Genomic DNA, 12,878 nt, shown 5'->3' with positions numbered 1-12,878 from the left:
GCTTCCCGCAATGCAACCGCCGGTGCGACCCGCCGGCGCCAAGCTCCCCTTTTGAAATCGCCTCCTTCGTGGACGTGCATCATCATGACTTCCTCGCTTTTCAGCGCCATGCGCAACCCGTCGATTCGGGTCAGCATGCTGGCGATCTTTCTCTTCGGCTTCGCCGGGGCGGCAACCTCACCCTATCAATCCGTGGTCGGCATCAACGAACTGGGCCTGAGTGACGGGCTCTATTCACTGCTGATTCTGGCCGCCGCGACGGTGAACGTCATCGTCAGCGTTTCCATCGGCATCCTTGCCGATCGGATCGGCAATTATCGCGTGCTGATGTCGAACGCGATCCTGTTCGGCGTGGTCGGCTACGGCATTGTCTATGTCCTGCCCTATCAATCGAGCTTTCTCGTCAGCGTGCTTCTGTTCCTGCCGATCTATGGCGCAGTCTACACGTTGCTCTTTGCCAATGTGCGCAGCGTCGCGCGGCGCATGAGTGGGCAGGACGCCGGCGCTCTGACGACCGGCGCGCGCGCGGCGATTTCGCTTGCCTGGGTATTGGTGCCCGGGCTGGTGGGCTTTGCGCTTGCCGGTGGCGACAGCATGCTGCCCGCCTATCTGCTCGCCAGCCTCGGATGCTCGGCCAACCTGCTTCTGGTCTTCTTCTCCTTGCCGAACGAGCGCGGCGTCGATCCGGGCCTGGGCAAGCGCCTTTCCTATTGGACATCCTTCGGCGAGATCCTTGCGCCGCGCATCTTCGCGCGCGTGGTCGCGGTGGCAATGATCACCTCGACATTGCATATCAATGCGGCCGTCCTGCCGCTGATCATGACCAATGCCGTCGGTGGTAGCGTCACGGATATCGGCATCATCGCCGGCGTTGTCGCTTTTCTCGAGGTGGTCTTCATCTTCGTCTGGGCGCGCATCCAGGTGAGCCTGCTGCCGGCGAAGGCACTGGCGCTCGGGACGGTCATCTATATCGGCTACATGGTCCTGCTCGGACTGTCGTCGGCGCCGTGGCACATCTATGCGCTGACGCTGATCAGCGCCTTCGGCGCTGCCGCGCTGATCACGATCCCCATCACCTACCTGCAGGAATTGATTGCCGACCGGCCGGGGCTCGGAAGCTCGCTGATCTCGGTCAACATCTTCATGAGCGGCGGCCTTTGCGCGGCGCTCTTTGCACTCGGCACCCGCATCAGCGACTATTCGGGAACAGCACTTCTTGGAGGTCTTGGCGGATTGGCGGGCCTTGGGCTACTGCTCTTGCTCGAAGGCGGCAATCGGAAAGCGACCACCCCGTAAGAACAAGGGGTAGGGGCGCCAGACCGGCGCCCCTAAATCTTCGTCAGTTGCCGAGGATGCCCGGCAGGCGCAGGCCCTTGTCCTTGGCGCAGTCGAGCGCGATGTCGTAGCCGGCATCGGCGTGGCGCATGACGCCGGTGGCCGGGTCGTTCCAGAGTACACGCTCAAGTCGCTTGGCGGCATCATCAGTGCCATCGGCGCAGATGACGACGCCCGAATGCTGCGAGAAGCCCATGCCGACGCCGCCGCCATGGTGCAGCGACACCCAGGTGGCGCCGGACGCAGTGTTCAAGAGGGCGTTGAGCAGCGGCCAGTCGGAGACGGCGTCCGAGCCGTCCTTCATCGCTTCCGTTTCGCGGTTCGGCGAGGCGACCGAGCCGGAGTCGAGGTGATCGCGGCCGATGACAACAGGAGCCTTGAGCTCGCCGTTTCTGACCATTTCGTTGAAGGCGAGGCCGAGCCGATGGCGATCACCGAGACCGACCCAGCAGATGCGTGCTGGCAGTCCCTGGAACGAGATGCGCTCGCGCGCCATGTCGAGCCAATTGTGCAGGTGGGTGTTGCCGGGGGTCAGTTCCTTGACCTTGGCATCGGTCTTGTAGATGTCTTCCGGATCGCCGGAGAGTGCGGCCCAACGGAACGGGCCGATGCCGCGGCAAAAGAGCGGGCGAATATAGGCCGGCACGAAGCCGGGGAAGGCGAAGGCGTTTTCGAGGCCCTCTTCCTTGGCGACCTGGCGGATGTTGTTGCCGTAGTCGAAGGTCGGGATGCCCATGTCCTGGAAGGCGATCATGGCTTCCACATGTTCACGCATCGAGGCGCGCGCAGCCTTTTCGACAGCCTTCGGGTCGCTCTCGCGCTTGGCCTTCCACTCGGCCATGGTCCAGCCCTTGGGCAGGTAGCCGTTGACCGGATCATGCGCGGAGGTCTGGTCGGTGACCATATCCGGGCGGATGCCGCGGCGAACCATTTCCGGCAGGATTTCGGCGGTGTTGCCGAGCAGGCCGACGGACTTGGCTTCGCCGTTTTTCGTCCAGCGGGCGATCATCTCCATCGCCTCGTCGAGCGTTTCCGCCTTTTCATCGACGTAGCGGGTGCGAAGGCGGAAGTCGATCGAGTCCGGGTTGCACTCGACCGCGAGGCAGGATGCACCGGCCATGACGGCTGCCAGCGGCTGTGCGCCGCCCATGCCGCCCAGACCACCTGTCAGCACCCACTTGCCTTTGAGGCTGCCACCGTAATGCTGGCGGCCGGCCTCGACGAAGGTTTCGTAGGTGCCCTGAACGATGCCCTGCGTGCCGATGTAGATCCACGAGCCGGCCGTCATCTGGCCGTACATCGCCAGACCCTTTTTATCCAGCTCGTTGAAGTGGTCCCAGGTTGCCCAATGCGGCACCAGGTTGGAGTTGGCGATCAGGACGCGCGGCGCATCCTTGTGGGTGCGGAAGACGCCGACCGGCTTGCCGGACTGGACGAGCAGGGTCTCGTCTTCGTTGAGGTCCTTCAGGGTTTCGACGATCTTGTCGAAGTCGGCCCAGGTGCGGGCGGCGCGGCCGATACCGCCATAGACGACCAGCTCGTGCGGGTTTTCTGCCACGTTCGGGTCGAGGTTGTTCATCAGCATGCGCAGCGGCGCTTCGGTCATCCAGCTCTTGGCGTTGAGCGTGGTGCCCTGTGGGGCGCGCACGTCGCGAATATTGTGGCGCGGATTGTTCATGGTCATGCCTCGCTCCCTGTCAGCGTTTTAAGGTCGAATGCGGTATTCTCGATGCTTTGAAGAATGGCCCGAAGGGGCGCGCGCAGGCGTTCCGCCTTGCTGGCGTCGAGCACGAAAGGCGGCTCCTCGGTGGCAAGATGGGTCGATTGCGCCAGTTCCATCTGGATGGCGTGCACGCCGGTTTCCGGGCGCCCGTAATGCCGGGTCGTCCAGCCGCCCTTGAAGCGGCCGTTGAGAATGCTCGTGTAACCATCGGCCGAAGCGGCGATATCGACGGCGGCCTTCTCGATAGCAGGCGCGCAGGTGCGGCCCATGTCCGTGCCGATGTTCAGGTCCGGCAGCTTGCCGTCGAACAGGAACGGGATATGCGAGCGGATGGAATGGCAGTCGTAGACGATGGCGATGCCGTGGATGGCCTTGACCCGCTCGATCTCGGCCAGAAATGCGGCGTGATAAGGCGCATGGAATTGGCGCAGGCGCGATGCCGTGTCGGCCTCCGTCGGGGCCTCGCCATCCTTCCAGATCGGCAACCCGTCGAAATCGGTCTCCGGGATAAGCCCGGTGGTGTTCTGCCCGGGATAAAGGCTGACGTTTTCCGGGTCGCGGTTGGCGTCGATTACGTAGCGGTGGAAGGTGGCGCGCACGACGGTAACATCAGGCAACAGGCCTTCATAGAGCTTGTGAATGTGCCAATCGGTGTCTGCGAGCAGGCGACCGGTATCGTTGAGACGGTCCCATATTTCAGCCGGCACATCCGTGCCGGTGTGCGGAAAGCCGAGGATGACGGGCGAGGTGCCCTGGCGGACTTCGAAGACGCTCATCTCAAGCCTCCAGTTTTGGCAGAATGCCGGCAGAAATCGCGGCATTCAGGGTGCCGGATGCGATCAGCTCGCCGGCCGCCTGCAGATCGTCGGCGAGATAGCGGTCCTCTTCGATCGTCGGCGAAACTGCACGTAGGGCTGCGGCGGCTTTTTGAAGTTCGGGGCTCGTTGTCAACGGCGCACGGAATTCGACGCCCTGCACGGCGGTCAGCGCCTCGATGCCGATGATCGAAAACAGGTTGTCGGTCATCTGCAGCAGCCGGCGGGCGCCATGGCAGGCCATTGAAACATGGTCTTCCTGATTGGCCGATGTCGGCGTGGAGTCGACCGAGGCCGGGTGCGAAAGTTGCTTGTTTTCCGACATCAACGCCGCCGACGTCACCTCGGCGATCATCAGGCCGGAGTTGAGGCCAGGCTTCTTGGCGAGAAAGGCCGGCAGTCCGTAGGACAAGGCCGGGTCGACAAGAAGGGCAATGCGCCGCTGGGAGATCGCGCCGATCTCGCAAACCGCGAGCGCGATCTGGTCGGCGGCAAACGCTACCGGTTCTGCGTGGAAGTTGCCGCCGGAGACGACGGAATTGTCGGAAAGGACAAGCGGGTTGTCGGTAACGGCATTCGCTTCGATTTCGAGCACGCGCGCGACCGAGCGCAACAGGTCGAGGCAGGCGCCGTCCACCTGCGGCTGGCAGCGAATGCAATAGGGATCCTGCACCCGCTCGTCGCCCTCGATATGGCTTTCGCGAATGGCGGAACCTGAGAGAAGCGCGCGAAGGGCGGCGGCGGTGTCGATCTGGCCCTGATGGCCGCGAAGTGTGTGAATGTCCGGATGGAAGGGCGCAGACGAACCCATCGCTGCATCGGTCGACATTGCGCCGGTGATGAGCGCTGCCTGGGCGGCGCGGTGGGTGCGGAAGAGGCCGGCGAGCGCGAGTGCGGTCGACGTCTGAGTGCCGTTGATCAGCGCGAGGCCTTCCTTGGCGGCAAGCACCACCGGCGTCAGCCCGGCCTTGGCAATGGCCTGTGCGCCGGACATGCGGGCGCCTTCGAAGAATGCCTCGCCGTGGCCCATCATGACGGCTGCCATGTGGGCAAGCGGTGCCAGGTCGCCGGACGCACCGACCGAGCCCTTTTCCGGAATGACCGGGATGACACCCTTGTCGAGCATCGCCTCTATCAGCCGCACCAGTTCGAGCCTGACGCCGGAGGCGCCGCGACCGAGAGAAACGAGCTTCAGCGACAGGATCAGGCGGACGATGTTTTCGGCGAGCGGCTGGCCGACGCCGCAGCAATGCGACAGGATCAGGTTGCGCTGCAGGGTGGCGACGTCAGCGCTGTCGATCTTGATCGAAGCCAGTTTGCCGAAGCCGGTGTTGATGCCATAGACAGGCGCATTGCCGGCGACGATCTCGGCGATGCGCTTGGCCGCCTTCTCGATTCCTGCGTCGAACGACGGATGCAGGCGGGCAGGTTCGCCGCTCCAATAGATGGTCTCGAGATACTCAAGCGGAACCGAGCCTGGATGCAGAATGATGGTCATAGACCGGTCCTTTCGCCCTTAAAGATGCGCAGATGAAGTGGATTGAAGCCGATGCGGTAGACGAGCTCGGCCGGATCTTCGATGTTCCAGAGTGCGAGGTCGGCAGACTTGCCGACTTCGATCGTGCCGGTTTCGGCGAGAAGCCCGAGCGCACGTGCCGCCTCGCGGGTAACGCCGGCGAGGCATTCGGCAATCGTCAACCGGAAGAACGTCGCCGACATGTTCATGGTCAGTAGCAGCGAAGTCAGCGGCGAGGTGCCGGGATTGCAATCCGTTGCGATGGCGATGTGCGCTCCGGCAGCGCGCAGCGCGTCCACCGGCGGAAGCTGCTTTTCGCGCAGCGCGTAAAACGCGCCGGGCAACAGCACGGCTACCGTGCCCGATTTGGCGATTGCCTGCGCTCCATCAGCGTCGAGATATTCGAGATGGTCGGCGGACAACGCACCGTAGGAGGCGGCAAGCTTGGCGCCACCGAGGTTGGAAAGCTGTTCGGCATGCAGTTTGACCGGCAGGCCGAGCGCCTTGGCGCGACCGAAGACGCGGGCGATCTCTGCGGTCGAAAAGGCGATGCCTTCGCAGAAGCCATCGACGGCATCGACCAGGCCCTCGGCGTGGGCGACATCAAGACCCGGAAGCACCACCTCGGAAATGTAGTCGTCGTTGCGCCCCTTGTAGTCGGCGGGGGTCGCATGCGCTGCGAGATAGCTGGTGACGATGCGGACCGGACGTTTGTCGCCAAGCTTGCGCGCGGCGCGCAGCATGTTGAGTTCGGCGTCGATATTCAGGCCGTAGCCGGACTTGATCTCGACCGTCGAAACACCTTCGGCAATGAGCGTGTCGAGCCGTGGCAGAGCGCTTTCCACGAGCGCGTCGACTGAGAGTGCATTGGTTGCCTTGACCGAGGAGACGATACCGCCACCGGCGCGGGCGATTTCCTCATAGGACGCACCTTCGAGCCGCATCTGGAACTCGCGAGCGCGGTTGCCGCCGTGGACGAGGTGCGTATGGCAATCGATGAAGGCGGGCGTCATCACCCGGCCGTTGCAATTCGTTGCTTCAAGTGTGCGGGATAGATCGGCGGGAAGGTCGCTCTCGGCGCCGGCAAAGGCAATGTGCCCGTCGACGACAGCCACTGCGCCCTTTTCCACCATGCCGAGGCCGTCTTGATCGGGTCGCAACGTCGCAAGGCGAAGATTGCGCCAGATGCCGGACGCGTTTGCGTTGGTCGAAAATTGACTCATCAGCCGATCCCCTCTCGTTGGATATAATGTATATACATAATAATCGTCTCGACAAGAGGAAAATTGACTTGCTGAAGGAAAAGGGAAGGAGACGGCGCACGGAATTGCCGCCGGGCGATGGCATTCAAATGCAAAAGACCCCGGAGCGGTTGCTCCAGGGTCTTAAAAAACGGCGCCTGGGAAAACGCGACACTTAGGCCGGATGGGCGGCACTCATGCGCAATCGCTCGACGAGGTCGACGAAGTGACGCCCGGCACTCTCAAGGCGACCGCTGTTGTCGATGATCGTGACATCCGGTCCCGATGTGACGTCGGGCACCTGTCGCGAGAGCCGGCGCAACACGTCCTCTTCGCTTTCGCGTCCGCGCTCGGCAAGACGCTTGGCGAGCGCGGCGGGCTCGGCCGTGATGACCGCGACGGCGATGTTGCCGAAGGCGGCGCGGAACGCCGGCAGGGCGCTTCGGCTGCCGTTGACGATTGCCGTGGTGCCGTGTTCGACATTGCGGCGAACGTCTTCGGGAATGCCGTATTTCAGGCCGTGCGCGTCCCAGGACACAGCGAAGGCGCCTGCCTGCTCCATGTCGACGAATTCGGCGACTGAAACGCTTTCATGCACCTCGCCTCCGGCGTCCGACGGCCGCGTGATCACGCGGCGAACGAAGTGGACATCGGAGCAGTCGCAGAAGTGTCGGGCGGCAAAGCCCATGACGCTATCCTTGCCGGCCCCGCTCGGGCCGACGACGACGACAAGCGCGCCACGCCTAAGTTCGAGCTGGCTCATGCGACACGCCGACCTTCGCGCCAGACCGAACGCACCACTGGAATACCTTCCTGCCTGTGGACACGCGCGATGTCGGCGCGCAAGCCGACGGCAATCCGGCCACGATCGTCGAGGCCGACGGTGCGGGCAGGGGTGGTGCTGACCATGGCGATCGCCTTCGGCAGGTCGATGGCTTCAAGCTCATCGGCGAGCACGAACGGCGCGTGGATCAGGCTGAAGGGCACATAATCGGACGAAAGCACGTCGAGCACGCCGCGGTCGGCAAGGTCACGGGCGGCGATATTGCCCGAATGCGACTTGCCGCGCACGATGTTGGGCGCGCCCATCAGCACACTAAGACCGGCGCGATGGGAGGCTTCCGCCGCTTCGAAGCTGGTCGGGAACTCGGCGAGCTTGATGCCGTAGCTGATAGATTCGTCGACATGGGCGATCGTGGCGTCGTCGTGGCTGGCGATGGTAATGCCGCGCTCAGCACAGGCCTTGGCGAGCGCATCGCGGTGCGGGCCGGCATACTTCGCCGAAAGCGCCTGCTGACGTTCAACGAATTTTCCGAATTCGGCGTCCGACAGGCCGCGCTTGGATTTGTAGTAGAGCGTGTACTGGTCCATCGTCTGGAACTGGCGCTGCCCCGGCGCGTGGTCCATCAGCGAGACGAGCTTGACCTGCGGATCGTTCTGGAAGTCCTCGTAGTGATCGAGCACGTCCGATGTCGAAACCTCGCAGCGCAGGTGGATCAGATGGTCGGCGCGCAGGCGGTCTTCCTGCTTGGCCTGGGCCAGCGCGTCCGCCATGCTGCGCATTTCGCCCTTCTGGAAACCGCCGTCTTCGTCCGAACCAAGGCGCAGGCAGTCGAATACGGTGGTGATGCCAGACGTGACGACCTGTGCGTCGTGTGCCTGGATCGCGGCGATCTTCAACCAGCGAACGCCGGGCCGCGGCGAGTAATGTGCCTCAAGGTGGTCGGTGTGCAGCTCGATGAGGCCAGGCAGAAGGTAGTCGCCTTCGAAGTCTTCACCAGTGTTGGTCGTGCCATGAGAGATATCGGCGATCTTGCCGTCGCGGATCAGCACCGAGCCGTCGAGGATACTGTCCTCCAGAACGATGCGGGCATTGGTCAGGACTTGTTCATTGCTCATCTCATGCGATCTTTCGTTGTGTCGCGCCGCGGAGCGGCAGCAGGGAATGGACCAGGAACGGTGCGCCACGGTGCGGCTCGACGAAGAGCGCAACTGACGTGACGTGAAGCGGCTTGCCGATGTGATCAGCAAAGGTGCTCTCAAGCACGGTCCGCATTGGTTTCGCTGTCTCGCCGGGTACCGGCCCGGTCAGCGTCAGGTGAAACTGAAATTCTTCGAAAACAAAGGGATATCCCCACTTTCTCAAGTATTCCCTCTGCCGCTCCGGAAGCTTGTCCGGGTTGCGTCGCGCCATGTCCAGGTCCGACAACGGCGCCCGAAACGGCTCGAAGGTTTGCACGGCCTGCGCCGCGAATTCCTGCAACGCCTCGCAGTGGGTCGCGGAAACCAGCGCGAAGAACGGGCCAAGCTGAAGGAGCGTGAGTTGAGGGATCTCGAAGGGTTCAAGGTTGTCGGCAAACGTTTCGAAGGCTGCGACCAGCTCGGCTTCGCTGCGGTCTTCGGCAAGTGTGAAGGGGGCCTTGAGAGTGCCGTGAAAGCCGTAGCGTCGCGGGTCGGCAGTCAGTGCATGTCGCGTGGCGGCATCAAGGCTGCCTAACGCTGAAAGTTCATTGGTCTCGCCGGTAAAGGCATCACGGCCGAGCCAACGGGCCGCCGTCTGCGACAGCCGGTCGTCTGCCGGCGGCGCGAAGTAGATTGCATAACGCACGGTCTTCACTTTCTTGTATCGACCGGCCCGCCGGAACGGCGGGTCGATTGTTCGCGGGATGCGATGCGCAGCTAGCCGATTTCCATGACAACATCATGATGACCGCGCTGCAAAAATTCTTCTCGTCAATGAGCCTTCTGCCCCATCAGTCGCGAGCGGCAGGCGTTCGAGATGCTGTCGAAAATAAACACGACCAGCAAGATGAGAAGCACCATATAAGCGACATTTTCCCAATCGGAGTTGGTACGCATCGCTTCCCAGAGTTTCAGGCCGATGCCACCGGCGCCGACAGCGCCGATGATCGTTGCCGAACGCGTGTTGGATTCCCAGAAATAGAGCGCCTGGCTGGCGAATACCGGCAGGACCTGCGGCAGGACGCCAAAGCGTTGCACGGCAAGCGGGGTGGCGCCGACGGATTTTACGCCTTCGCGCTGCTTGTCGTCGATGTTCTCCAAAGCCTCGGAGTAGAGCTTGCCCAAGGTGCCTGTATCGGTGAAGAAAATTGCCGACATGCCGGCAAGCGGTCCCGGGCCAAAGGCGCGCGTGAAGAACAATGCCCAGATGAACATGTCCACCGAACGCAGGAAATCGAAGAAGCGCTTGGCGATCTGGTTCGTCAGGAAATTCGGGGTGATGTTGCGCGCCGCCAGGAAGCAGAGCGGGAACGCGACCAGCGAGGCAAAAAGCGTGCCGACGAAGGCCATGACCACGGTCTGCAGCAGTTTGGTCCACACATCCAGATGCTGCCATTCGGCGTTGTAGAGGATGTTGTTCCAGGCAAGCGACAGGTTCGAGCGCGTGGGATCAATGCGCTCGCCGCTCGTGATCAACGAAAATACGTCGCCATAGCTCTTGCCGAAGAACGGTGAGTGGACGTCGAAGAGGAAATTGGCCCAGCCGAAGAAGCGATTGCGGATCGAGACGTCGTCACCTTCGACGTCGGCCCAACCAGTTGCACCAAAGGCGAGCGTGATCTTCTCGCCCGGGCGTTTCTGCGTGGCCCAGGCGGGAAGGGCACCCTGAGGGGTTACCGTGTCCTGGCCATCGACGGCCATCGTCAGCGTCTCGCCACGATGGGTTGCCTTGACGAGTCCGTCGGCAATTTCGATCTTCGTCGACCTGTCATAGGTGATGACGGCCCTGGTGATGATTTCCTCGGTCCGCATTTCGACGCGGTTCTGCTCACTTGGCGTATTGGCCGCGCCGAGCGCTGAACCCGGCGCCATGAAGCTGAAGGATGACGTCGTCTTGGGCTTTGCGGTCTGTGCGGTTGCAGCGGGTAATTCGACTTTTCGGGTCACGGTTTCCTTGTCGAGTTCCACCCATGCCGGATTGGGATTTGGCCCAAGTGGCGAGTTGCGCTGGTAATCGAGCGTCATCGTCTTGTCGCGGGCGATCTTGATCTCGGGTCGAACCTCGTAGGAGACCCAATCCGCGAGATAGGTCCCGGCAATGCCCCAATTGGCGTTGCCCAGAACATGCCCGATCGAAAAGAACCACCAGCTGAAGATGAGGTAAGCGACGAGGCCGACACTGATGACAATCGTGCGCAGGCGCTTGTTCGAGGAGCCCTGCAGCAAGTGCGGGTGACGCGATGCGATCGCATCCATTTCGAGAGCGCTTAATCTGGTCGTGGAGGTCATGATGCGCACCTACTGGGCAAGCTGGAAGGCCTGGTCGCCGACGAGGCGACGGCGCAGCCATGCGGAAAACTGGTCGACGGCGAAGATCGTTGCAAACAGCAGCATGACGATCGCCAGTGTCTTTGCCTGATGGCCCTGGCCGATCGACAGACGCAGCAGTTCGCCGATACCGCCGCCGCCAACTGCGCCGATGATGGTCGAGGCCCGCACGTTGATCTCGAGACGCAACAGGAAATAGCTGGCGAAATTGGGCAGCACCTGCGGCACCATGCCGAACCAGACGCGTTCGATCCAGTTGCCACCGGCGGCGCGCAGGCCCTCGTCCGGTTTCATGTCGGCGTTCTCGACCACCTCGAAAAACAGCTTGCCGAGTGCGCCGACCGTGTGGATCGAAACCGCCGCGATCGCGGGTATCGGCCCGAGCGAAAGGATTGCCAGGAAGAAGCCGGCGATGACCACTTCGGGAAAGGCGCGCAGGATCTCCATCAGCCGGCGCACGACACCCCGCACCCACGGATTGGGCATCAGGTTGCGGGCGGCGAGGAAACAGAAGATGAAGCCGAAGAACGTGCCGATGACGGTGGAGAAGATCGCGATGTTCACGGTCTCCAGCATCTTGTGCACATATTCAGGAATGTAGAAGCTCTCGGTCAGGTAGAGCCGACCCTCGGGATAATTGTACTTGAAGCTGCCGTCGTCGTAGGGCGAAGGCAGATCGAACATGGCGCGGAAGATTTCCAGGCCGTCACGCGGCGCGAGATCGCCGACGAAATCGAAGAAGTGCGGCAGGCGGTCGAAGAATTTGCCGGCATTGGAATCGTTGGCAAACCAGAGCGAGCCGGAAAGGGCGAGCAACAGCACGGCGAAGCCGAGCCAGGAGTAAAGCCGGCGACGGGAGTTCAACTCCTGCCAGTGGCGCTCGACCAGCGCGCCGTTTTCACTCAGATGCCTCGGGAGCATGGAAGTTGCCATGAATGTTCCGGCAATGCCGGCCTCTGTCGACAGGCGCTCCAGGCGCCCCAGAAAAAAGGCGAACGCTGGCCGTTTTGGCGGCCAGCGTCCTTGAATGATCAGGAAAATCAGCCGCCGATCGTTGCCTTGCGGGCGTCGATGATCGGCTTGTAGAAGTCGGCGTTGACTTCGGTGAAGCCAGTGAAATCGCCACCCTGGATGGCGGAGAAGCAGGCGGCATCGGTCTTCGGCAGGTCGAGCATGAACTGCTTGAACTTCGCCTTCATGTCGTCGTTCATCGTCGAGCGGACGACGATCGGGCCGTTCGGGATCAACGGCGACTTCCAGAGCTCGACCAGGTCGTTCATGTCGAGGATGCCCTTGTCGACCATCTTCTTCAGATTGCCCGAGGTGTAGCCGTCCTTGAATTCGCCGACGCCCGAACCGAAGGTCGTGCCGGCATCGAACGTGCCCTTGACGACTTCGAGAACCAGGTTTTCGTGACCGCCGCCGAAGCCGGTTTCACCGAAGAATTCCTTGACCGGCGCGCCGATCGATTCCGGCAGGGTGACGAGCGGGATGAGGTAGCCAGAGGTCGAGTCCGGATCTGCAAAGCCGAGCTTCTTGCCCTTCAGATCTTCGAGCTTGGTGATGCCGGAATCCTTGCGGGCGACCATGATCGAGTGGTAGCCGGTCGAACCATCGGTCTGGACGGTCGTCAGGATCGGCTCGACCGCGTCGGCCTTGGCGAGGTAGATCTTGGCAAAGCCCGAAGCGCCGAGTTCGGCGTAGTCGAGCGTACCACCGAGCAGGCCCTGGATGACGCCGTCATAGTCGGCGGCCGGGAACAGCGAAACCTTTTCGACGCCGATTGCGGCCGGCAGCTTGTCGACGATGCACTGGAAGTTGCGCAGGCGGTCGGCTTCGTTTTCGCCGCCGATGATGCCGACGCGGAATTCCTTGAGGTCTTCGGCCTGAGCGTGGCCGACGAGGGCGAGCAGGGCGACGGCGCCCAGAAGAGCTTTCTTCAGCATAAGGTTCTCCCG

11 protein-coding genes are annotated in these 12,878 nt (G+C 62.4%); 1 reads left to right on the top strand and 10 read right to left on the bottom strand.

The window, feature by feature from the left end; genetic code table 11:
• The first annotated feature begins 84 nt into the window (after positions 1-84).
• On the top strand, positions 85-1,296 hold the full coding sequence (locus tag ASD02_RS10600) for an MFS transporter (protein WP_057218079.1): 1,212 nt from the start codon (positions 85-87) through the stop codon (positions 1,294-1,296).
• A 43-nt stretch (positions 1,297-1,339) separates the two neighbouring features.
• On the opposite strand, the gene hutU is transcribed toward ASD02_RS10600, so the two are convergent.
• The 10 genes from hutU to phnD all read right to left on the bottom strand — a co-directional run bounded on the left by hutU (position 1,340) and on the right by phnD (position 12,866).
• A complete protein-coding gene (gene hutU, locus ASD02_RS10595; RefSeq protein ID WP_057218298.1) occupies positions 1,340-3,013 on the bottom strand; it encodes a urocanate hydratase in 1,674 nt (557 codons plus the stop codon).
• A 2-nt stretch (positions 3,014-3,015) separates the two neighbouring features.
• On the bottom strand, positions 3,016-3,834 hold the full coding sequence (gene hutG / locus ASD02_RS10590; protein ID WP_057218078.1) for an N-formylglutamate deformylase: 819 nt from the start codon (positions 3,832-3,834) through the stop codon (positions 3,016-3,018).
• 1 nt (position 3,835) lies between these two features.
• Positions 3,836-5,371: a histidine ammonia-lyase gene (gene hutH / locus ASD02_RS10585; protein ID WP_057218076.1), complete on the bottom strand. Its 1,536-nt coding sequence runs from the start codon at positions 5,369-5,371 to the stop codon at positions 3,836-3,838.
• Entirely contained in the window at positions 5,368-6,612 is a 1,245-nt protein-coding gene (gene hutI / locus ASD02_RS10580) for an imidazolonepropionase (RefSeq protein ID WP_057218073.1), read from the bottom strand. The genes hutH and hutI overlap by 4 nt, the downstream gene beginning before the upstream one ends.
• A 193-nt stretch (positions 6,613-6,805) precedes the next feature.
• Positions 6,806-7,393 (bottom strand): phosphonate metabolism protein/1,5-bisphosphokinase (PRPP-forming) PhnN, encoded by a 588-nt coding sequence (phnN, locus tag ASD02_RS10575; protein ID WP_057211228.1) that lies wholly within the window; start codon positions 7,391-7,393, stop codon positions 6,806-6,808.
• Complete coding sequence (locus ASD02_RS10570) at positions 7,390-8,529, bottom strand: alpha-D-ribose 1-methylphosphonate 5-triphosphate diphosphatase (protein WP_057220671.1); 1,140 nt, start codon at positions 8,527-8,529, stop codon at positions 7,390-7,392. Before ASD02_RS10570 ends, phnN begins: the two co-directional genes overlap by 4 nt.
• A 1-nt stretch (position 8,530) precedes the next feature.
• The gene (locus ASD02_RS10565) at positions 8,531-9,238 is read right to left on the bottom strand and encodes a DUF1045 domain-containing protein (RefSeq protein ID WP_057218297.1); all 708 of its coding nucleotides are present in this window, start codon (positions 9,236-9,238) and stop codon (positions 8,531-8,533) included.
• A gap of 125 nt (positions 9,239-9,363) precedes the next feature.
• On the bottom strand, positions 9,364-10,881 hold the full coding sequence (gene phnE / locus ASD02_RS10560) for a phosphonate ABC transporter, permease protein PhnE (RefSeq protein ID WP_057218295.1): 1,518 nt from the start codon (positions 10,879-10,881) through the stop codon (positions 9,364-9,366).
• A gap of 9 nt (positions 10,882-10,890) precedes the next feature.
• On the bottom strand, positions 10,891-11,853 hold the full coding sequence (phnE, locus tag ASD02_RS10555; RefSeq protein WP_057218070.1) for a phosphonate ABC transporter, permease protein PhnE: 963 nt from the start codon (positions 11,851-11,853) through the stop codon (positions 10,891-10,893).
• Between the two features lie 107 nt (positions 11,854-11,960).
• Entirely contained in the window at positions 11,961-12,866 is a 906-nt protein-coding gene (phnD, locus tag ASD02_RS10550) for a phosphonate ABC transporter substrate-binding protein (protein WP_025428673.1), read from the bottom strand.
• Positions 12,867-12,878 lie beyond the last annotated feature (12 nt).

The organism is Ensifer sp. Root1252 (genome assembly GCF_001425885.1).
Classification (GTDB): Bacteria; Pseudomonadota; Alphaproteobacteria; order Rhizobiales; family Rhizobiaceae; genus Ensifer; species Ensifer canadensis.
The sequence above is the reverse complement of the archived record's forward strand: the minus strand, read 5'-3'. Positions and strand labels throughout refer to the sequence as shown.